Below are 23,963 nucleotides of genomic sequence, written 5' to 3' on the forward strand. Positions count from 1 at the left end.
GTCCCCAGTACGGAGCTCATGATGTCTACGTCCGCAGACAAGGTCGTCGAGGCGCTTCGCGCGTCGCTCAAGGAGACGGGCCGCCTCCGCCAGCTCAACCAGCAGCTGACCGCCGCCGCCCGGGAGCCGATCGCGATCGTCGCGATGTCCTGCCGCTACCCGGGCGGCGTCGCCAGCCCCGAGCAGCTCTGGGACCTGGTGGCCTCCGGCAGCGACGCGATCGGCGGCTTCCCGACGGACCGGGGCTGGGACCTGGACAACCTGTACGACCCGGACGCCGACCGCGCCGGCCGCTCCACGACCCGCGAGGGCGGCTTCCTCTACGACGCGGCCGACTTCGACGCCGGGTTCTTCGGCATCTCGCCCCGCGAGGCCGTGGCGATGGACCCCCAGCAGCGGCTGCTGCTGGAGACGTCGTGGGAGGCGTTCGAGCACGCCGGCATCGCACCCGCCTCGATGCGGGGGCAGAAGGTCGGCGTCTTCGTCGGCACCGCCGCCAACGGCTACGGCATGGGCCCGCAGAGCGAGGCCGAGGGCGCCGACGAGGGCTACCTGCTGACCGGTACGGCCACCAGCGTCGTCTCCGGCCGGATTGCGTACGCCCTCGGCCTGGAGGGCCCCGCGGTCACCGTCGACACCGCCTGCTCGTCGTCGCTGGTCGCCCTGCACCTGGCGTGCCAGGCGCTGCGGCAGGGCGACTTCGACCTGGCCCTGGCCGGCGGCGTGTGCGTCATGGCCACCCCCGGCCCGTTCGTGGGTTTCTCCCGGCAGCGAGGGCTCGCCCCCGACGGCCGCTGCAAGTCGTTCGCCGCCGCCGCCGACGGCACGGGCTGGTCCGAGGGCGTCGGCATCCTGCTGGTGGAGCGGCTGTCGGACGCGCAGCGCAAGGGACACCCGATCCTCGCCGTGATCCGGGGCAGCGCCGTCAACCAGGACGGCGCGTCCAACGGCCTCACCGCCCCCAACGGCCCCGCCCAGCAGCGGGTGATCCGGCAGGCCCTCGCAAACGCCCGGCTGACCACGGCCGACGTGGACGCCGTCGAGGCGCACGGCACCGGCACCGTCCTCGGCGATCCGATCGAGGCGCAGGCCCTGCTGGCCACGTACGGGCGGGACCGCCCCGCCGACCGGCCGTTGCTGCTCGGCTCGATCAAGTCGAACATCGGTCACAGTCAGTCCGCCGCGGGCGTGGCCGGTGTGATCAAGATGGTGATGGCGATGCGGCACGGGCTGGTGCCGTCCACCCTGCACGTCGACGAGCCGACGCCGAAGGTGGACTGGTCGGCCGGCGAGGTGTCGCTGGTGACGGAGGCGACGCCGTGGCCGGCGACCGACCGTCCCCGCCGGGCGGCCGTGTCGTCGTTCGGCATCTCCGGCACGAACGCGCACACCATCATCGAGGAGCCACCGACGCCGGATGCCGTCGAGCCCGCCGACGCCGGACCGGCACCCACAAGCGCCCTGCCGGCGGTGCCCGTGCTGCTCTCCGCCCGCTCCGAGGCCGCGCTCGGCGCGCAGGCGGGCCGCTGGACCCGGTGGCTGGAGGACGACGAGGCCCTCCGCACCGTGGACGTCGGCTGGTCGTCGGTCGTGTCGCGCTCCGCGCTGGAACACCGCGCGGTGCTCACCGCCACCGACCGCGAGGAGCTGCTGGCCGGGCTGCGCGCCCTCGCCGCCGGCCAGCCGTCCGGCGCGCTGGTCGCCGGGCAGGCCGCCGACCGGGGTCCGCTCGCGGTGCTCTTCTCGGGTCAGGGCGCGCAGCGCGCCGGCATGGGCCGGGAGTTGTACGCGGAGTTCCCGGTCTTCGCCGCCGCGCTGGACGAGGTGTGCGCACAGCTCGACGCGCTGCTGCCGCGCCCGCTCAAGGAGGTGCTGTTCGCACCCGAGGGTTCCGCCGAGGCGGAGCTGCTGGACCGGACGGTGTTCACGCAGGCCGGTCTGTTCGCGGTCGAGGTGGCGCTGTTCCGGCTCGTCGGGTCCTTCGGCGTCGCCCCCGACCTGGTCGGCGGTCATTCGATCGGCGAGGTCACGGCCGCGCATGTGGCGGGGGTGTTGTCGCTGGCGGATGCGTGTGTGTTGGTGGCGGCGCGGGGCCGGTTGATGCAGGCGTTGCCGGCCGGTGGTGGGATGCTGGCCGTCGCGGCGGCCGAGGCCGATGTGCTGGCGACGCTGGACGGCTTGACCGGTGTGGGGGTCGCGGCGGTCAACGGGCCGACGTCGGTGGTGCTCTCCGGTGCGGTGGAGGCGCTCGACGAGGTGGAGCGGGTCTGGCGTGGGCGGGGTGTGCGTACGCGCCGGTTGTCGGTGAGTCATGCGTTCCACAGTCCGTTGATGGAGCCGATGCTGGACGAGTTCCGGGTGGTCCTGGACGGGTTGACGTTCGAGGCGCCGGGGTTGCCGGTCGTGTCGAACGTGACTGGTGCGCTGGCCGACGTCGACGAGATCCGTAGTCCCGACTACTGGGTGCGGCACGTCCGGGAGGCTGTGCGTTTCGCCGACGGGGTCGCCGCGCTGCGCGCCGCCGGGGTGGACACGTTCCTGGAGATCGGCCCGCGCAGCGTCCTGACCGCCATGACCCGGGACGTGCTGAGCGGGCGGGAGCCGGCGGACGTCGACGACGACACCCCGGTCGTCGCCGTACCCGCCCTGCGCGCCGACCGCCCCGAGTCGCGGGCCCTGCTCGCCGCCCTGTCCGAACTGCACGTCAACGGAACACCCGTCGACTGGGCGGCCCTCTACGCCGGCACCGGAGCGACCCCGGTCGCCCTGCCCACATACGCGTTCCAGCGGCAGCGCTACTGGCCCGAGCAGATGCCGGCCTCGGCCACCGGCCCGGTCAGCCCGGACGTGGTGGACGTCGAGTTCTGGTCGGCCGTCGAGCGCTCCGACGTGGCGGCGCTCGCGGCGCAGATCGGCGTCGACGGCGCGGCCCTGGACGTGCTCGCCCCGGCCCTGCCGGTGCTGTCGTCCTGGCGCAGGGCGCGGCTGCGGGACGCCGTCGTCGACGGCTGGTCGTACCGGGTGGTGTGGAAGCGGACCGCCGCCCCCGCACCGGTCACCCCGTCGGGCCGGTGGCTGCTCGTGGAGCCCGCCGACGACGCCGCCACGACCGAGTGGGCCGGGGCGCTCGCGGGGGCGCTGAGCGCCGCCGGCGGCGAGGTGTCCCGGCTGGCGGTGGACCCGCTCGCCGAGCGCGACCAGGTGACGTCGCGGGTGGCCCAGGCCGTACAGAACGCCCCGTTCACCGGGATCGTCTCCCTGCTGGGCCTGCTGGAGCGGCCTCACCCCGGCCGGCCGGCGGTGCCGCTCGGCACGGCCGCCACGATGACGCTGGTGCAGGCCCTGCACGCCGCCGACGTCACGGCACCACTGTGGATGCTCACGCGGGGCGCGGTCGGCACCGGCGACACCGACCCGGTGCGCAGCGTCGCCCAGGGCGGACTGTGGGGCCTGGCCCGGGTCGCCGGGCTGGAACACCCGCAGCTCTGGGGCGGCCTGGTCGACCTGCCGGACGCGCCCGGGCGCGGCGACTGGGACCACGCGGTGGGCGTCCTCACCGGCGGTGGCCCCGAGGACCAGGTGGCCGTACGACCCTCCGGCGTCTTCGTACGGCGACTGGTGCGTGCCACGCCGGCGGCCGTCGGCGCCGTCGACCGCTGGCAGCCGTCCGGCACCGTCCTCGTCACCGGCGGCACCGGCGCGCTGGGCGCGCACGTGGCCCGCTGGGCGGCGGCCAACGGGGCCGAGCACCTCGTGCTGACCAGCCGCCGCGGCGAGCACGCCCCCGGGGCGGCCGAGCTGCGCGACGAACTGACCGGGCTCGGCGCCCGGGTGACCCTGGTCGCCGCCGACATGGCCGACCGCGCCCGCGTCGAGGCGCTGCTGCGCGACGTCGACGCCGACCCGGCGCCGCTGACCGCGGTGGTACACGCCGCCGGGGTGGGCCAGCTGACCATGCTGGTCGACACCGACCTCGCCGGGCTGGCCGGGGTGCTCGACGGCAAGATCGCCGGCGCCGTGCACCTGGACGAGCTGCTGGGCGACCGGCCGCTCGACGCGTTCGTGCTGTTCTCCTCCATCGCCGGCATCTGGGGCAGCGGCGGACAGGCCGCGTACGCCGCCGGCAACGCCTTCCTCGACGCCCTCGCCGAGCGGCGCCGCGCCCGCGGCCTGGCCGCCACCGCCGTGGCCTGGGGCCCCTGGGCCGAGGGCGGCATGGCCAGCGGCGAGGGTCAGGAACTGCTGGCCCGCCGCGGCCTCAGCCCGATGTCCCCGGCCCAGGCCGTGTACGCGCTGCGCAGCGCCGTCGGCCGGGCCGTGCCGTCGGTGACCGTGGCGGACGTCGACTGGTCCCTGTTCACCCCGGCGTTCGCCGCCGCCCGCGCCCGCCCCCTGCTCGACGACGTCGCCGAGGCGCGCGACGCCCTGCGCGTGGTCGACGCCGAGCCGGAGGACACCGCCGGCGGCGGGCTGCGCCAGCACCTGCTGACGCTGCCCCGCGCCGAGCAGGACCGCCACCTGACCGACCTCGTACGCACGCACACCGCCGCCGTGCTCGGCCACTCCGGCACGGACCTGGTCAAGGCCGGCCGGGCGTTCAAGGAACTCGGCTTCGACTCGCTGACCGCCGTCGAGCTGCGCAACCGGCTCGGTGCCGCCACCGGCCTCACCCTGCCCACCACCCTGGTCTTCGACTACCCGAACCCGGCTGCCCTCGCCGACCACCTGTCGGTGACGCTGCGCCTGCACGAGGTCGAGACCGTGACCGCCTGGGGCCCCGCCGGGCCGGTGGACGGCGACCCGATCGTCATCGTCGGTATGAGCTGCCGCTATCCGGGCGGCGTGGCCAACCCGGACGACCTGTGGGACCTGGTCGCCACCGGGCGCGACGGCATCAGCGGCTTCCCCGACGACCGGCACTGGGACATGGGCCGGCTGCTGGCCGTCGACGCCGACGGGCAACCCGTCTCGCACACCCGCGAGGGCGGCTTCGTCGACGGCGCCACCACCTTCGACCCGGGCTTCTTCGGCATCTCGCCGCGCGAGGCCGTCGCCATGGACCCGCAGCAGCGCCTGCTGCTGGAGGCGTCCTGGGAGGCCATGGAGCAGGCCGGCATCGACCCGGACGAGCTGCGCGGCAGCCGTACCGGCGTCTTCGTCGGCGCCTCCCCGTCGGGCTACGGCACCACCGACACACCGGCCGAGCTGGCCGGCTACCAGCTCACCGGCGGCGCGCACAGCGTCATCTCCGGCCGCGTGTCGTACACCTTCGGGCTGGAGGGCCCGGCGGTGACGGTCGACACCGCCTGCTCGTCCTCCCTCGTGGCGGTGCACCTGGCCGCTCAGGCGCTGCGCGGCGGCGAGTGCGACATGGCGCTGGCCGGCGGCGTCACCGTCATGGTGACCCCCGGTGCCTTCGTCGAGTTCTCCCGCCAGGGCGGCCTCGCCCCGGACGGTCGCTGCAAGTCCTTCGCCGCCGACGCCGACGGCACCGGCTGGTCGGAGGGCGTCGGCGTGCTGCTGGTCCAGCGGCTCTCCGACGCCCGGCGGCAGGGCCGCCAGGTGCTCGCCGTGCTCGCCGGCAGCGCCGTCAACCAGGACGGCGCGTCCAACGGCCTCACCGCCCCCAACGGCCCCGCCCAGCAGCGGGTGATCCGGCAGGCCCTCGCAAACGCCCGGCTGACCACGGCCGACGTGGACGCCGTCGAGGCGCACGGCACCGGCACCGTCCTCGGCGACCCCATCGAGGCGCAGGCCCTGCTGGCCACCTACGGCCAGGGCCGCCCCGCCGACCGGCCGCTGCTGCTCGGCTCGATCAAGTCGAACATCGGTCACAGTCAGTCCGCGGCCGGCGTCGCCGGCATGATCAAGATGGTGCAGGCGATGCGGTACGGCCTGCTCCCGCGGACCCTGCACCTCGACGAGCCGACCCCCCACGTGGACTGGTCCTCCGGCGCGGTCTCCCTGCTCACCGAGGCGCGCCCCTGGCCGGCGGTGGACCGGCCGCGCCGGGCCGCCGTGTCGTCGTTCGGCATCAGCGGTACGAACGTGCACCTGATCCTGGAGCAGCCGTCCGCGCCGACCGACGCGGACGAGCCGGCCGACGGCGACGAGCCGGTCACCGGTGACGAGCCGTCCCGGGTGCCGGCGGTGCTGCCGCTGCTGCTGTCGGCCCGCGACGCCGCCGGGCTGTCGGCGCAGGCCGGCCGCTGGGCGCAATGGCTCGGCGGCACCGAGGCCCCGCGCCCGCTCGACGTGGCGTGGTCCTCGGTGGCGTCGCGCTCCGTACTGGAGCACCGGGCCGTCGTGTCCGGGGCGAGCCGGGACGAACTGCTGGCGGGCCTCGAAGCCGTGTCGGCGGGCGAGCTCTCGGCCGGCGTCCTCACCGGCCCGGGCGGCCAGCGCGGCCAGCTGGCGCTGTTGTTCTCCGGTCAGGGTGCGCAGCGTGCCGGGATGGGCCGGGAGTTGTACGGGGTCTTCCCGGTGTTCGCCGCCGCGCTGGACGAGGTGTGCGGACACCTCGACCCGCTGCTGCCGCGCCCGCTGCGGGAGGTGCTGTTCGCCGAGGCGGGCACCTCCGAGGCGGAGCTGCTGGACCAGACCGTGTTCACGCAGGCCGGGTTGTTCGCGGTCGAGGTGGCGCTGTTCCGCCTCGTGGAGTCGTTCGGGATTGTTCCCGACGTGGTGGCCGGTCACTCGATCGGTGAGGTGACGGCGGCGCATGTCGCGGGTGTGTTGTCCCTGGCGGATGCGTGTGAGCTTGTGGCGGCGCGGGGTCGGTTGATGCAGGCGCTGCCGACCGGTGGCGGGATGCTGGCCGTAGCCGCTGATGAGGCGGCCGTGGCGGAGTCGGTCGCAGGGCTGACCGATCGGGTCGGTATCGCGGCGGTCAACGGGCCTGCCGCAGTGGTGGTGTCGGGTGCCGTCGAGGCCCTGGCCGAGGTGGAGCGGGCCTGGCGGGATCGGGGGGTGCGTACCCGCCGGCTCACCGTCAGCCACGCGTTCCACAGCCCGTTGATGGCGCCGATGCTCGATGAGTTCCGTACGGTTCTGGGTGGGTTGGCGTTTGCGGCGCCGTTGTTGCCGGTCGTGTCGAACGTGACCGGTGCCCTGGCCGGTGACGAGATCTGCACGCCGGAGTATTGGGTGCGGCACGTGCGCGAGGCTGTGCGGTACGCCGACGGGGTCGCCGCCCTGCGGGCTGCCGGTGTGGATACGTTCCTGGAGGTCGGCCCGCAGAGCGTCCTGACCGCTATGAACGCCGACCTGCTCGCCGATGACGAGGCCGTGCTGGCGGTGGCTGTGCAGCGCCGTGACCGTTCGGACGCGCAGGCGTTGCTGCACGCCCTGGCCGAGTTGCACGTGCACGGCGTGCCGGTGACCTGGCAGTCGTGGTTCGCCGAGACCGGCGCGCGGCGGGTGGACCTGCCCACGTACGCCTTCCAGCGGGAGCGGTACTGGCTGCCGCCGGCCGGCCAGTCGGCCGACGTCTCCGGGGCCGGCCTCGGCGTGGCGCGACACCCGCTGCTCGGCGCGGCGGTGTCGGTCGCCGGCGAGGACATGGTGGTGCTGACCGGCCGGCTGTCGGTGTCGACGCACCCGTGGCTCGCCGACCACGTCGTCTCCGGCGCCGTGGTCGTGCCGGGCACCGCCCTGGTGGACCTCGTCGTCCGGGCGGGCGACGAGGTCGGTGCCTCCCGTGTCCGTGAGCTGACAGTCCTCGCCCCGCTCGTGCTGCCCGCCACCGGCGGCGGGGTACGGGTGCAGGTCCGGGTCGGTCCCGTCGACGGCACCGGCAGCCGGTCGGTGACCGTGCACTCGCAGTCCGAGGACGACCCCGAGTCGGGGTGGACCCGGCACGCCGACGGCCTCGTCGACGCCCCCACTGTCGACGAGCCCACCCTTGGCGCGTGGCCGCCACCCGGCGCGTCCGAGGTGGACGTCATCGGCTGGTACGCGACGGTCGCTGAGCACGGGCTCGCGTACGGGCCGGTCTTCCGGGGCCTGCGCCGGGCGTGGACCGCCGACGGCGAGGTGTTCGCCGAGGTCGCCCTCGCCGACGAGTTCGCCGGTGATCCGGCGGGCTTCGGGGTGCACCCGGCGCTGCTGGACGCCGCCCTGCACCCTGTCGGGCTGCTGCCCGCCGACGAGGCGGGCGGCGGTCCCCGGGTGCCGTTCGCGTTCGAGGGGGTGCAGGTTCACGCCGTCGGCGCCCGGACGCTCCGGGTCCGCCTCACCGCCTCCGGCAGCTCGGTGCGGCTGGTAGCCACCGACACCACGGGCGTGCCCGTGGTGTCGGTGGACTCGCTGACGCTGCGCGAGATGACCGGCCTGGCGGCCGCGCCGGACGAGGCGTACCGATCCCTGTTCGAGGTCTCCTGGCAGCCGGAGCAGATCGCCGCGCCCGACGGCACGTACGGCTGGGTCGTGCTCGGTGGGCGTCCGCTCGACGGCGCCCCGCAGCTTCCGGCGTACGCCGGCGTCGCCGATCTGACCACGGTGGCGACGGACGGCACCGCCCCGGCGGCGCTGCTGCTGCCCGTCACCCCGGCGCCTTCCGGCGCGGACGTGCCCGACGCGGTGCGCTCCGTCACGGCGGACGTCCTCGGCGTGGTGCAGGCGTGGCTGGCGGCCGGGCCGCTGGCGGACTCGCGGCTGGTCGTCGTGACCCGCGGCGCGGTGGCTACCGGCGCCGACGACCGCGTCACCGACCTGGCGGGGGCGGCGGTCTGGGGCCTGCTGCGCTCGGCCCAGTCGGAGCACCCCGGCCGGATCGTGCTGGCCGACCTGGAACCCGGCACCGACCTGGACGCCGACCTGCTGGCCCTGCTCGCCGCCGTCGCCGACGGCCCCGCCCTCGGCGGGCAGGTCGCGGTGCGGTCGGGCACGGCGTACCTGCCGCGGCTGGTCCGCGCCACGGGCGCCGCGCGCACCCCGGAGGCCCTCGGCGGGGGAACCGTCCTGGTGACCGGCGGCACCGGATCGCTGGGCGCCCTGGTGTCCGAACACCTCGTCACCGCGTACGGCGTGCGTTCGCTGGTGCTGGTGTCCCGGCAGGGGCCGGCTGCCCCCGGCGCCGACGAACTGGTGCGGCGGCTGGCCGCGCTGGGCGCGACCGCCCGGGTGGTCGCCACCGACGTCACCGACCGCGAGCGCGTCGGCGAGCTGGTCCGGTCCATCACCGCCGACGACCGCCTGGCCGGGGTGGTCCACACCGCCGGCGTCCTCGACGACGGCATCGTCAGCGGGATCACCGCCGACCGGCTGGCGGACGTGCTTGCCCCGAAGGTCACGGCGGGCTGGTGGCTGCACGAGGCGACCGCCGAGCTGGACCTCGACCTCTTCGTGCTCTTCTCCTCCGTCGCCGGAGTGCTCGGCTCTCCCGGCCAGGCCGCGTACGCGGCCGGCAACGCCTTCCTGGACGCCCTCGCCCTGCTGCGGGCGCAGCGCGGGCTGCCCGCCGTCAGCCTCGCCTGGGGCATGTGGGACACCGACGGCATGGCGGCGTCGATCAACGACGCCGACCGGGCCCGGGTGACCCGGGCCGGCCTGGTCCCGATGACCGCCCCCGTCGGGCTCGGGCTGTGGGACGCCGCCCTGACCCACGGCGGCGCGGCCCTGGTGCCGGCCGTGGTCGACCTGCCCGCCATGCGGGCGCAGACCGCCGCCGGCCGGGTGCCGGTGATGCTGCGGGGCCTGGTCGGACCGGCCGCGAAGCGCCGCCGCTCCGGCACCGGCGCGTGGGCCGACCGGCTGGCCGGCCTCGACCCGCAGGAGGCGCGTACGCAGGTGGCGCTGCTGGTGCGCGGAATGATCGCGCAGGTCCTCGGCCACGGCGGCGCCGAGGCGGTGCCGGCGGACCGGGCGTTCCGGGAGCTGGGCTTCGACTCGCTGACCGCCGTCGAGCTGCGCAACCGGATCAACAGCGCGAGCGGGCTGCGGCTCACGTCGACACTCGTCTTCGACTACCCGACCCCCGGTGCCCTGTCGGAGCACCTCTACGAGCAGCTGTCCGGCCAGGTCGCCGCGCAGCAGCAGGCCGTGCGGGCGACAACCGTCGACGAGCCGATCGCCATCGTGGGCATGGCGTGCCGCTACCCGGGTGGCGTGACGAACCCGCAGCAGCTGTGGGACCTGGTCGCCGCCGGCGCCGACGGCATCGGCGAGTTCCCCACCGACCGGGGCTGGGACCTCGACCGGCTCTTCCACCCCGACCCGGACAACCCCGGGACGTCGTACACCCGCCACGGTGGCTTCCTGTACGGGGCCGCCGAGTTCGACCCGGACTTCTTCGGCATCTCGCCGCGCGAGGCGATCGCCATGGACCCGCAGCAGCGGCTGCTGCTGGAGGCGTCCTGGGAGACGTTCGAGTCGGCCGGCCTCGACCCGTCGCGGCTGCGCGGCAGCCGGACCGGCGTCTTCGCCGGCCTGATGTACCACGACTACGCCTCCGGCGTGCAGGACCTGCCCGAGGGCGTGGGCGGCTACCTCGGCACCGGCACCTCCGGCAGCGTGCTGTCCGGCCGGGTGGCGTACACGTTCGGGCTCGAAGGCCCGGCGGTGACCGTGGACACCGCGTGTTCGTCGTCGCTGGTCGCGCTGCACCTGGCGGTGCAGGCGCTGCGCGGCGGCGAGTGCGACCTCGCCCTGGCCGGCGGCGTGACGGTGATGGCGACGCCGGGGACGTTCATCGAGTTCTCCCGGCAGCGTGGCCTGTCGGCCGACGGCCGGTGCAAGTCCTTTGCGGCGTCGGCGGACGGCACGGGCTGGTCCGAGGGCGTGGGCGTGCTCCTGGTGGAGCGCCTGTCGGACGCGCAGCGCAACGGGCACCGCGTGCTGGCGGTCGTGCGTGGCACTGCCGTCAACCAGGACGGCGCGTCGAACGGTCTGACCGCCCCGAACGGCCCGTCGCAGCAGCGCGTGATCCGTCAGGCGCTGGCCAACGCGCGGCTCACCGCCGCCGACGTGGACGCCGTCGAGGCGCACGGCACCGGCACGACCCTGGGCGACCCGATCGAGGCGCAGGCCCTGCTGGCCACGTACGGGCAGGACCGGCCCGCCGACCGGCCGCTCTGGCTGGGCTCGGTCAAGTCGAACATCGGCCACACCCAGGCCGCCGCCGGGGCAGCCGGCATCATCAAGATGATCATGGCGATGCGGCACGGCGTGCTGCCGTCGACGCTGCACGTCGACGAGCCGTCCCCGCACATCGAGTGGAGCGCCGGGGCGGTCTCCCTGCTCACCGAGGCCCGCGACTGGCCTGCGGCGGGCCGGCCCCGTCGCGCCGCGATCTCGTCGTTCGGCGTCAGCGGCACGAACGCGCATGTGATCATCGAGCAGCCGCCCGCCGAGGCGGAGCCGACCCGGGGCGAGGGCGCGCCGACGCCCACCGCCGGGCAGCTGCCGTCGCCGGTGCTGCTGTCGGCCCGCTCCGAGGCCGCCGTCGCGGCCCAGGCGGAGCGCTGGGCCCGCTGGATCGCCGGCGACGAGGAACTGCGCCCCCTCGACGTCGGCTGGTCGTCGACCGTCAGCCGGGCCGTCATGGAGCACCGCGCGGTGGTCACCGCGACGGACAGGGACGAACTGCTGGCCGGGCTGCGCGCCCTCGCCGACGGTGAGCCGGCCGCCACCGTGGTCACCGGCACGGGCGCGGCGCGTACGCAGCTGGCCGTGCTCTTCTCCGGCCAGGGCGCGCAGCGCGCCGGGATGGGCCGGGAGTTGTACGCCGGGTTCCCGGTGTTCGCGACCGCGCTGGACGAGGTGTGTGAGCAGCTCGATCCGTTGTTGCCGCGTCCGTTGCGGGAGGTGCTGTTCGCGTCGTCGGGCACGGCCGAGGCGGGGTTGCTGGATCAGACGGTGTTCACGCAGGCCGGGTTGTTCGCGGTCGAGGTGGCGTTGTTCCGTCTGGTGGAGTCGTTCGGGGTCGTGCCGGACGTGGTGGCTGGTCACTCGATCGGTGAGGTGACGGCGGCGTACGTGGCCGGGGTGTTGTCTCTGGCCGACGCGTGCGCTCTCGTGGCCGCGCGGGGTCGGTTGATGCAGGCGTTGCCCACGGGCGGCGGCATGCTGGCCGTGGCCGCTGACGAGGCTGCGGTGGCGGAGTCTCTCGCCGGGATGACCGATCGGCTGGGTATCGCGGCGGTCAACGGTCCGGCCGCAGTGGTGGTGTCGGGTGCCGTCGAGGCTCTCGACGAGGTGGAGCGGGTCTGGCGGGAGCGGGGTGTGCGTACGCGCTGGCTGACGGTGAGCCACGCGTTCCACAGTCCGCTGATGGAGCCGATGCTCGACGAGTTCCGCGCCGTCCTGGCGGGGCTGACGTTCCGGGCGCCGCTGCTGCCGGTGGTGTCGAACCTGACCGGCGCGCTCGCCGACCCGCAGGAGATCACCCGCGCCGAGTACTGGGTGCGGCACGTGCGGGAGGCCGTCCGCTACGCCGACGGCATCGCCGCCCTGCGGGCCACCGGGGTCGACACCTTCCTGGAGGTCGGCCCGCAGAGCGTCCTGACCGCGATGAACGCCGACCTGCTCGCCGAGGACGCGCTCGCGGTGGCCGTCCAGCGCCGGGACCGGCCCGCCCCGCAGGCACTCCTGCACGCCCTCGCCGACCTGCACGTCCACGGCGTCCCGGTGACCTGGACGCAGTGGTTCACCGACGCCGGCGCCGCCCGGGTCGACCTGCCGACGTACGCCTTCCAGCACCAGCGGTACTGGCTCGGCGCGGGCCAGGCGCGTGCCGCCGACGTGTCCGGGGCGGGCCTCGGCGTGGCCGGGCACCCGCTGCTCGGCGCGGCGGTCTCCGTGGCCGGTGTGGACATGGTGGTGCTGACGGGCCGGTTGTCGGTGTCGACGCACGTGTGGCTCGCGGACCACGTCGTGTCCGGTGTGGTGGTCGTTCCCGGTGCCGCTCTGGTGGAGTTGGCGGTCCGGGCGGGCGACGAGGTGGGCGCGTCGCGGGTGCGGGAGCTGACCGTGGCCGCGCCGCTGGTGCTGCCGGAGGCCGGCGCGGTGCGGGTGCAGGTGCGCGTCGGTGCGGCCGATGAGTCCGGCGTCCGGGTCGTGGCGGTGCACTCGCAGTCCGAGGGTGATCCGGAGGCCGACTGGGTGCGGCATGCGGAGGGCGTGCTGGAGCCGACGTCGGCCGGCGAGCCGAGCCTGGGGGAGTGGCCGCCGGTCGGCGCGTCCGAGGTGGACGTGGCGGGCTGGTACCCGACGCTGGCGGAGCACGGCCTTTCGTACGGGCCGGTGTTCCGGGGGCTGCGCCGGGTGTGGACGGGCGGCGACGAGGTGTTCGCCGAGGTGGCGTTGCCGGACGAGGTGGCGACGGAGGCGGCGCGCTTCGGTGTGCACCCGGCGCTGCTGGACGCCGCGCTGCATCCGATCGGGTTGCTGCCCGGCACCGAGGGGTCGGGTGGGCCTCGGGTGCCGTTCGCGTTCGAGGGTGTGCAGGTGTATGCCTCGGGCGCGCGGGTGCTGCGGGTGCGGCTGTCGCGTACGGGCTCGGCGGTGCGGCTGGTCGCGTGCGACGAGTCGGGCGCGGCCGTGGTCTCGGTCGACACCCTCGCCCTGCGCGAGCTGACCGGCGTGACCGCGGCGGGCGCGGCGGCCCGCGCGATGTTCGAACTCACCTGGCAGGCCGAGGAGATCGCCGCCACCGGGGACCTCTCCGGGTGGGCGCTGGTCGGCTCGCCGGCAACCGCCGACCTGCCGGCGTACGGCGACGTCGAGGCGCTCGTCGCGGCGGTCGACGCCGGCCGGACGGTCGCACCGAGGGCGCTGCTGCTGCCGCTCGACGGGCCGGAGACGGCCGTCCCCGACGCGGTACGCGCGGCGACCTCGGAGGTGCTGGCGACCGTCCGGTCCTGGCTGGCAGCCGATGCGCTGGCGGAGTCGCGGCTCGTGGTGATGACGCGGGGTGCGGTGTCGGTGGCGGCGGACGACCGGATGTCGGACCTGGCCGGTACGGCGGTGTGGGGTCTGCTGCGGTCGGCGCAGTCGGAGCACCCGGGTCGCATCGTGCTGGCGGACGTGGACGGTGACGTGGATGCCGGGCTGCTGGGTGTGCTGACCACGGTGGCCGACGAGCCGTCGACGCACGGCGGTCAGGTCGCGGTGCGCTCGGGCGCGGTGTTCGTGCCGCGTCTGGTGCGCGCGGTCGCTGCGGCGTCGGTGGAGACGCCGGTCGTGGGTGACGGTGCGGTGCTGGTCACCGGCGGTACGGGTGCGCTCGGTGCGCTGGTGGCGGAGCACCTGGTGTCGGTGCACGGCGTGCGGTCTCTCGTGCTGGTGTCGCGGCGCGGCCCGGAGGCCGCCGGTGCGGGTGAGTTGTCGGAGCGGTTGTCGGCGTTGGGTGCGTCCGTGCGGGTCGTTGCCTGTGACGTGACGGACCGGGACCAGGTGTCCGCGCTGGTGGCGGAAATCGTTGCCGGGGGTCGGCTGGCGGGTGTGGTGCACACGGCTGGTGTGTTGGATGACGGTGTGGTGGAGGGGCTGACGGCGGAGCGGTTGGCGGGGGTGTTGGCGCCGAAGGTGTCGGCGGGTTGGTTCCTGCACGAGGCGACGGCGGGTCTGGATCTCGACTTGTTCGTGGTGTTCTCGTCGGTTGCTGGTGTGCTCGGCTCGCCGGGTCAGTCGGCGTATGCGGCGGGTAACGCGTTCCTGGACGGGCTTGCGGTCCACCGGCGGCAGCTCGGGTTGCCGGCGGTGAGTCTGGCGTGGGGGATGTGGGACACGGCAGGCATGGCCGCCTCGATCGACGAGGCGGACCGGGCGCGGTCCGCGCGGGCGGGTCTGACGCCGATGAGCGCCGAGACCGGGTTGGAGCTGTTCGACGCCGCCCTGGTGGCGGAGCGGCCGGCGTTGGTGCCGGCCGTGATCGACGTACCGGCGATGCGCGCAGCGCTCGGCGCCGGCCCGGTGCCGGCCGTGCTGCGTACCCTGATCGGGTCGACGGCGGCCCGGCGACGGGCCGCGCGGAGCGGCGACTGGGCCAACCAGCTCGCGGGCCTGGCGCCCGACGAGGCGCGCGCCCAGATCGACGTGCTGGTACGGGGTCTGGTCGCGCACGTGCTGGGGCACGGTGGTGCGGAAGCCGTGCCGGCGGACCGGGCGTTCCGGGAGTTGGGCTTCGACTCGCTGACCGCCGTCGACCTGCGCAACCGCGTGAACGCGGCCACCGGGCTGCGGCTGGCCTCGACGCTGGTCTTCGACTACCCGACCCCGGCCGTGCTCGCCGACCACCTGCACGAGCAGGTCTCCGGGCAGATCACCGCCCGCCAGACGGCGGTACTCACCGCCGGCACCGACGAGCCGATCGCGATCGTGGGCATGGCCTGCCGCTACCCCGGTGGCGTCGATGGTCCGGACCAGCTGTGGGCGTTGCTGGCCGGCGGCGGCGACGGGATCTCGGAGTTCCCCACCGATCGCGGCTGGGACCTGGAGAGCCTGTTCGACCCGGACCCGGAGCACAGCGGTACGTCGTACACGCGCCATGGTGGTTTCCTGTACGGGGCTGCCGAGTTCGACCCGGGCTTCTTCGGGATCTCGCCGCGTGAGGCTCTGGCGATGGATCCGCAGCAGCGGTTGCTGCTGGAGGCGTCGTGGGAGTCGTTCGAGTCGGCGGGGCTGGACCCGCAGCGGTTGCGGGGCAGCCGGACGGGTGTCTTCGCCGGTGTCATGTACCACGACTACGCCTCCCGCCTGATGGACCTGCCGCCGGACGCCGAGGGCTTCGTCGGCACGGGCACGTCGGGCAGCGTGCTGTCCGGTCGGGTCGCCTACACCTTCGGGCTGGAGGGCCCGGCGGTCACCGTCGACACCGCTTGTTCTTCCAGCCTCGTCGCGCTGCACCTTGCCGCGCAGGCGTTGCGCTCGGGTGAGTGTGATCTGGCGTTGGCCGGTGGTGTGACGGTGATGGCGACGCCGGGGACGTTCATCGAGTTCTCCCGGCAGCGCGGCCTGTCGCAGGACGGCCGGTGCAAGTCGTTCGCCGCCTCGGCCGACGGCACCGGCTGGTCCGAGGGCGTCGGCGTGCTGCTCGTGGAGCGGCTGTCGGACGCGCGGCGCAACGGGCACCGCGTGCTGGCGGTGGTACGTGGCACGGCCGTGAACCAGGACGGTGCGTCGAACGGGCTGACGGCGCCGAACGGTCCGTCGCAGCAGCGGGTGATCCGGCAGGCGCTGGCGAACGCGCGCCTGTCCCCGGCGGACGTGGATGCCGTGGAGGCGCACGGTACGGGTACGACGCTGGGTGATCCGATCGAGGCGCAGGCTCTGCTGGCGACGTACGGGCAGGAGCGTCCGCAGGATCGGCCGTTGTTGCTGGGGTCGGTGAAGTCGAACATCGGGCACACGCAGGCGGCTGCGGGTGTGGCTGGTGTGATCAAGATGGTGTTGGCGATGCGGCACGGTCTGGTGCCGGCGACGTTGCATGTGGACGAGCCGTCGCCGCATGTGGACTGGTCGGCCGGGGCGGTGGCCCTCGCGACCGAGCCCACTCCGTGGCCGGCGGTGGACCGGCCGCGTCGGGCGGCGGTGTCGTCGTTCGGGATCTCCGGCACGAACGCGCACGTGATCATCGAGCAGCCGCCGGCTGAGACGATCGAGGGCGAGATCGTCGCCCGCGACCTGCCGCCGGTCGTGCCGGTGCTGCTGTCGGCCCGCGACGCCGCCGCGCTGTCGGCGCAGGCGGGCCGGTGGGCGCGCTGGCTGACCGTCGAGGAGGCCCCGCGTCCGCTGGACGTGGCCTGGTCCTCCGTCACCACCCGGCCCGCGCTGGAACACCGGGCGGTCGTCACCGCCGCCGACCGGGACGACCTGGTCGCGGCGTTGACCGCCCTCGCCGACGGCGACCCCACCGGTACGGTCGTCTCCGGCGCCACCGGCCAGCGCGGCCGGCTCGCGCTGCTCTTCTCGGGCCAGGGCGCGCAGCGCGCCGGGATGGGCCGGGAGCTGTCGGCCGGGTTCCCGGTGTTCGCCGCCGCGCTGGACGAGGTGTGCGGACACCTCGATCCGTTGCTGCCGCGTCCGTTGCGGGAGGTGCTGTTCGCCGAGGCGGGCACCGCCGAGGCGGAGTTGTTGGATCAGACGGTGTTCACGCAGGCCGGGTTGTTCGCGGTCGAGGTGGCGTTGTTCCGTCTGGTGGAGTCGTTCGGGATCGTGCCGGACATGCTGGCTGGTCACTCGATCGGTGAGGTGACGGCCGCGTACGTGGCCGGGGTGCTGTCCCTGGCCGACGCGTGCGCCCTCGTGGCCGCGCGGGGTCGGTTGATGCAGGCGCTGCCCACGGGCGGCGGCATGCTGGCCGTGGCGGCCGACGGGGCCGCAGTGGTCGAGTCGATCGCCGGGCTCACCGACCGGGTGGGCGTCGCTGCGGTCAACGGACCCACCGCAGTGGTGGTGTCCGGTGCCGTCGAGGCCCTCGACGAGGTGGAGCGGTACTGGCGCGACCGGGGCGTGCGCACTCGCCGCCTGACGGTGAGCCACGCGTTCCACAGCCCGCTGATGGAGCCGATGCTCGACGAGTTCCGCACGGTCCTGCACGGCCTCACCTTTGCCACGCCGCTGCTGCCGGTCGTGTCGAACGTGACCGGGACCCTGGCCGGCGACGAGATCCGCACGGCCGACTACTGGGTGCGGCACGTCCGCGACGCCGTGCGCTTCGCCGACGGGATCACCGCCCTGCGCGAGGCGGGGGTGGACACGTTCCTGGAGGTCGGGCCGGAGAGCGTCCTGACCGCGATGGCCGCCGACGTGCTGCCCGGCGACGAGGCCGTGCTGGCCGTCGCGGTGCAGCGCCGGGACCGTCCGGAGGCGCACGCGCTGCTGCACGCCATGGCGGAGCTGCACGTGCACGGCGTGCCGGTGACCTGGCAGTCGTGGTTCGCCGACACCGGCGCGCGCCGCGTCGACCTGCCCACGTACGCCTTCCAGCACCAGCGCTACTGGCCCACCGCCGGCCGGGCGCGTACGGGCGACGTGTCCGGGGCCGGGCTCGGCCGCACCGGGCACCCGCTGCTCGGCGCGACGGTGGACCTGGCCGGTGACGACGAGATGGTGCTGACGGGCCGGCTCTCCCTGGCCACGCACCCGTGGCTGGCCGACCACACGGTCGCCGGGCTGACGCTGGTGCCGGGCACCGCCCTGGTCGAGCTGGCGGTGCGGGCCGGCGACGAGGTGGGCCTCTCCCGGCTGCGGGAGCTGACCATGGCCACCCCGCTGGCCCTCCCCGGAACGGGAGGCGTACGGATCCAGGTGCGGGTGTCCACGTCGGAGTCGCCGCAGCGTCCCGTCGCCGTCTACTCCCGCCCCGACGACGATCCCGAGGCGGGCTGGACCCGGCACGCGGAGGGCGTGCTGGAGCCTTCCACCGCCGACGAGCCGGACCCGGTCACCTGGCCCCCCGCCGTCGCGGCGGAGGTGGACCTGGCGAGCTGGTACCCGACGCTGGCGGAACACGGCCTGACGTACGGGCCGGCCTTCCAGGGGCTCCGGCGTGCCTGGACCGGCGGCGACGAGGTGTACGCCGAGGTGGTCCTGCCGGACGACGCGACGGAGGCCGCCGGGTTCGGCGTGCACCCGGCGCTGCTGGACGCCGCCCTGCACCCGATCGGGCTGCTGCTGGGCGGCGAGGAGTCGGGCGGGCCACGGGTGCCGTTCGCGTTCGAGGGCGTGCAGGTGCACGCCTCGGGAGCGGGGGCGCTGCGGGTACGCCTGACCCGCGACGGCTCCGGGCTGCGGCTGGCCGCGTACGACGAGGTGGGCGCGCCGGTCGTGTCGGTGGACTCCCTCGCCCTGCGGGAGCTGACCGGCGTGGCCGCGCCGGGCGTGGCCACGCGGTCGCTGTTCGAGCTGCGATGGCCGGCCGTGGAGGCCGCGCCCGCCGGGGAGCTTTCCGGCTGGGCGCTGGTGACCGGCGGCCGGGAGCTGTCGGCACCCGTCGGAATGCCCACGTACCCCGGCGTGGCGACGGCCGCGGGGGAGGAGTCCGTCCCCCGGACGCTGCTGCTGCCGGTGTTCCCCGTGCCCGGGTCGGCGACGGTGGAGTCGGTCCGGGCGGTGACCTCGGACGTGCTGGCGACCGTGCAGTCCTGGCTCGCGGCGGATGCCCTGGCGGACTCGCGGCTCGTGGTGGTGACCCGGGGCGCGGTGTCCGTCGGGGACGACGACCGGGTGACCGACCTGGCCGGCGCGGCGGTGTGGGGTCTGCTGCGCTCGGCGCAGTCGGAGCACCCGGGCCGCATCGTGCTCGCGGACGTCGACGGCGACCCGGATGCCGCGCTGATGGCCCTGCTGGACGGCGTCCTGCGGGAACCGACCGCGACCGGCGGCCAGTTGGCCGTCCGCGGGGGTGCGGTGCACTCGCCGCGCCTGGTCCGGGCCGGCATCACGGCGGCGGAGACGCCGGCCGTGGGTGACGGTGCGGTGCTGGTCACCGGCGGTACGGGTGCGCTCGGGGCGTTGGTCGCGGAGCACCTGGTGTCGGTGCACGGCGTGCGGTCTCTCGTGCTGGTGTCGCGGCGCGGCCCGGAGGCTGTGGGTGCGGGCGAGCTGTCGGAGCGGCTGTCCGCGCTGGGTGCGTCCGTGCGGGTCGTTGCCTGTGACGTGACGGACCGGGACCAGGTGTTCGGTCTGGTGGCCGAGGTGGCCGCCGAGGGTCGGCTGGCAGGTGTGGTGCACACCGCTGGTGTGTTGGACGACGGTGTGGTGGAGGGGCTGACGGCGGAGCGGTTGGCGGGGGTGTTGGCGCCGAAGGTGTCGGCGGGTTGGTTCCTGCACGAGGCGACGGCGGGTCTGGATCTCGACTTGTTCGTGGTGTTCTCGTCGGTTGCGGGTGTGCTCGGCTCGCCGGGTCAGTCGGCGTATGCGGCGGGTAACGCGTTCCTGGACGGGCTTGCGGTCCACCGGCGGCAGCTCGGGTTGCCGGCGGTGAGTCTGGCGTGGGGGATGTGGGACACGGCAGGCATGGCCGCCTCGATCGATGAGGCGGACCGGGCGCGGTCCGCGCGGGCGGGTCTGACGCCGATGAGCGCCGGGACCGGGTTGGAGCTGTTCGACGCCGCGCTGGGCGCCGACCGGGCGGTCCTCGTACCGGCCGTGATCGACGTGCCCGCGCTGCGGGCGGCGACCTCCGGCGGCCCCGTGCCGGCCATGCTGCGTACCCTGATCGGCGTGACCGGCACCCGCCGCCAGGCGGGGCAGGGCGGTGGCGGCTGGGCCGACCGGCTCGCCGGGCTGACCGAGGACGAGGGCCGCGCCCAGGTCGACGTGCTGGTACGGGGTCTGGTCGCGCAGGTGTTGCGGCACGGTGGCGCGGAGTCGGTGCCGGCGGACCGGGCGTTCCGGGAGTTGGGCTTCGACTCGCTGACCGCCGTCGACCTGCGCAACCGCGTGAACGCGGCCACCGGGCTGCGGCTGGCCTCGACGCTGGTCTTCGACTACCCGACCCCGGCCGTGCTCGCCGACCACCTGTGGTCGGAGTTGGCCGGGGTGCGCCAGTCGACCGCCGGCCCGGTCGCCGGCCCGGTCGTCGGCACCGACGAGCCGATCGCGATCGTGGGCATGGCCTGCCGCTACCCGGGCGGGGTGGAATCCCCCGACGAACTGTGGGGGCTGCTGGCCGGCGGCGGCGACGGGATCTCCGAGTTCCCGGCGGACCGGGGCTGGAACCTGGAGTCGTTGTTCGACCCGGACCCGAACCGCAGCGGTACGTCGTACACGCGCCATGGTGGTTTCCTGTACGGGGCGGCGGAGTTCGACCCGGGCTTCTTCGGGATCTCGCCGCGTGAGGCTCTGGCGATGGATCCGCAGCAGCGGTTGCTGCTGGAGGCGTCGTGGGAGTCGTTCGAGTCGGCGGGGCTGGACCCGCAGCGGTTGCGGGGCAGCCGGACGGGTGTGTTCGCCGGTGTCATGTACCACGACTACGCCTCCCGGCTCATGGACCTGCCGACCGAGGTGGAGGGCTACGTCGGGACCGGCACCTCCGGCAGCGTGCTGTCCGGTCGGGTCGCCTACACCTTCGGGCTGGAGGGCCCGGCGGTCACCGTCGACACCGCTTGTTCTTCCAGCCTCGTCGCGCTGCACCTTGCCGCGCAGGCGTTGCGGTCGGGTGAGTGTGATCTGGCGTTGGCCGGTGGTGTGACGGTGATGGCGACGCCGGGGACGTTCATCGAGTTCTCGCGTCAGCGTGGTCTGTCGCAGGACGGCCGGTGCAAGTCGTTCGCGGCGTCCGCCGACGGCACCGGCTGGTCCGAGGGCATCGGCGTGCTGCTGGTGCAACGGCTCTCCGACGCCCAGCGCGAGGGCCGGAAGATCTACGCCGTGGTGCGTGGTACGGCCGTGAACCAGGACGGCGCGTCGAACGGTCTGACCGCGCCGAACGGTCCGTCGCAGCAGCGGGTGATCCGGCAGGCGCTGGCGTCGGCGCGGCTGTCGCCGTCCGACGTGGATGTGGTCGAGGCGCACGGCACGGGTACGACGCTGGGTGACCCGATCGAGGCGCAGGCCGTCCTGGCGACGTACGGGCAGGACCGGCAGGGGCGGGAGCCGTTGTGGCTCGGCTCGGTGAAGTCGAACATCGGGCACACGCAGGCGGCTGCGGGTGTGGCTGGTGTGATCAAGATGGTCATGGCGATGCGCCACGGCCTGGTGCCGGCGACGCTGCACGTGGACGAGCCGTCGCCGCATGTGGACTGGTCGGCCGGGGCGGTGGCCCTCGCGACCGAGCCCACTCCGTGGCCGCGGGTGGACCGGCCGCGTCGGGCGGCGGTGTCGTCGTTCGGGATCTCCGGCACGAACGCGCATGTGATCATCGAGCAGCCGCCGGCTGAGACGATCGAGGGTGAGGTCGTCGCCGGCGACGTGCCGCCGGTCGTGCCGGTGCTGCTTTCCGCGCGCTCCGACGCGGCCCTGGCCGGCCAAGCGGGCCGGTGGGCGCGCTGGCTCGCCGTCGACGAGGCCCCGCGTCCGCTGGACGTGGCCTGGTCCTCCGTCACCACCCGGCCCGCGCTGGAACAGCGCGCCGTCGCCGTGGTGGCCGACGGCAACGACCTGCTCACCGCGCTTCGGGCCCTCGATGCGGGCGAGCCCTCCGGGACCGTCGTGACCGGCTCCACCGCCGTACGCGGCCAGCTCGCGCTGCTCTTCTCGGGCCAGGGCGCGCAGCGCGCCGGCATGGGCCGGGAGTTGTACGCCGGGTTCCCGGTCTTCGCCGCCGCGCTGGACGAGGTGTGCGGACACCTCGACCCGTTGCTGCCGCGCCCGCTGCGGGAGGTGCTGTTCGCGTCGGCGGGTTCCGCCGAGGCGGAGTTGCTGGATCAGACGGTGTTCACGCAGGCCGGGTTGTTCGCGGTCGAGGTGGCGTTGTTCCGTCTGGTGGAGTCGTTCGGGATCGTGCCGGACATGCTGGCTGGTCACTCGATCGGTGAGGTGACGGCCGCGTACGTGGCCGGGGTGCTGTCCCTGGCCGACGCGTGCGCCCTCGTGGCCGCGCGGGGTCGGTTGATGCAGGCGTTGCCCACGGGCGGCGGCATGCTGGCCGTGGCCGCTGACGAGGCTGCGGTGGCGGAGTCTCTCGCCGGGATGACCGATCGGCTGGGTATCGCGGCGGTCAACGGTCCGGCCGCCGTCGTCGTCTCCGGTGCCGTCGAGGCCCTGGACGAGGTGGAGCAGGCCTGGCGGGACCGAGGTGTGCGTACCCGCCGTCTCACCGTCAGCCACGCGTTCCACAGTCCGCTGATGGAGCCGATGCTGGCCGAGTTCCGCACGGTCCTGGACGGCCTCACCTTTGCCACGCCGCTGCTGCCGGTCGTGTCGAACGTGACCGGTGCCCTGGCCGGGGACGAGATCCGCACGGCCGACTACTGGGTGCGGCACGTCCGCGAGGCCGTCCGGTACGCCGACGGGATCACCGCCCTGCGCGAGGCGGGGGTGGACACGTTCCTGGAGGTCGGGCCGCAGAGTGTGCTGACCGCGATGGCCGCCGACGTGCTGCCCGGCGACGACGCCGTGCTGGCCGTCGCGGTGCAGCGCCGGGACCGTCCGGAGGCGCACGCGCTGCTGCACGCCCTGGCGGAGCTGCACGTGCACGGGATGCCGGTGACCTGGACGCAGTGGTTCGCCGACACCGGCGCGCGCCGCGTCGACCTGCCGACGTACGCCTTCCAGCACCAGCGCTACTGGCCTGAGGGCACGCCCACGAGGCAGGCCGCCCCGGAGGGCGGCGACACCGAGTTCTGGGCCGCCGTCGAGCGCGGCGACCTGGCCGCCCTCGCCGCCGAACTCGGCGACGACACCGAGGACCTGGACGCGCTCGGCCCGGCCCTGCCGCTCCTGGCGCGCTGGCGTCAGCACCGGTCGCGCGACACCGCCCTCGACGGGTGGTCGTACCGGATCGGGTGGGAGCCGGTACGGCCGGCCCCGGCGACCCGGCTGTCCGGGCGGTGGCTGGTCGTCACCGTCGACAGCGGCGCCGACGCGGGCGTGGCGAAGACCCTCACCCAGGCGGGCGCCCGGGTGGACACGCTCACCGTGTCGTCCACCCTCGCCCGCGCCGAACTGGGCGAGCGACTGGGCCGGATCAGCGGGGACGGCTGGGCCGGGGTGCTCTGCGTGCTGCCCCGCCAGGACCGGCCCCTGGCGGACACCCCGGCGGTGCCCGCCGGCACGGCGGTGCTGCTCACCCTTGTCCGCGCGCTGACCGACACCGGCCTGGCCGGAAGGGTGTGGGCGCTCAGCCGGACCGCGATGCCGGTCACGGCGGGGGAGCGGGCCGGCGACGTGTGGGCGGCGCTGGCGTGGGGCCTGGGCCGGGTCGTCGCCCTCGAACAGCCGGACCGCTGGGGTGGCCTGGTCGACCTGCCCGACCGCGCCGACCGCGGCGCCCGCGCCGGGCTCGTCGCGGTCCTCGCCGACGGCACCCTGGACCAGGTGGCCGTCCGCCGCAACGGCCTCTTCGGCCGGCGGCTGGT

1 protein-coding gene (cut by a window edge) is annotated in these 23,963 nt (G+C 75.0%); it reads left to right on the forward strand.

The features are described from left to right. The first annotated feature begins 21 nt into the window (after nt 1-21). Nucleotides 22-23,963, forward strand: the 5' portion of a protein-coding gene (locus FB455_RS03520; RefSeq protein WP_145752174.1) for a type I polyketide synthase. 5,869 nt of this gene lie beyond the right edge of the window; the window shows 23,942 of its 29,811 coding nt (coding positions 1-23,942); its start codon is at nt 22-24; the stop codon falls past the right edge of the window.

The sequence above is a fragment of the Micromonospora sp. CNZ296 genome, assembly GCF_007827635.1.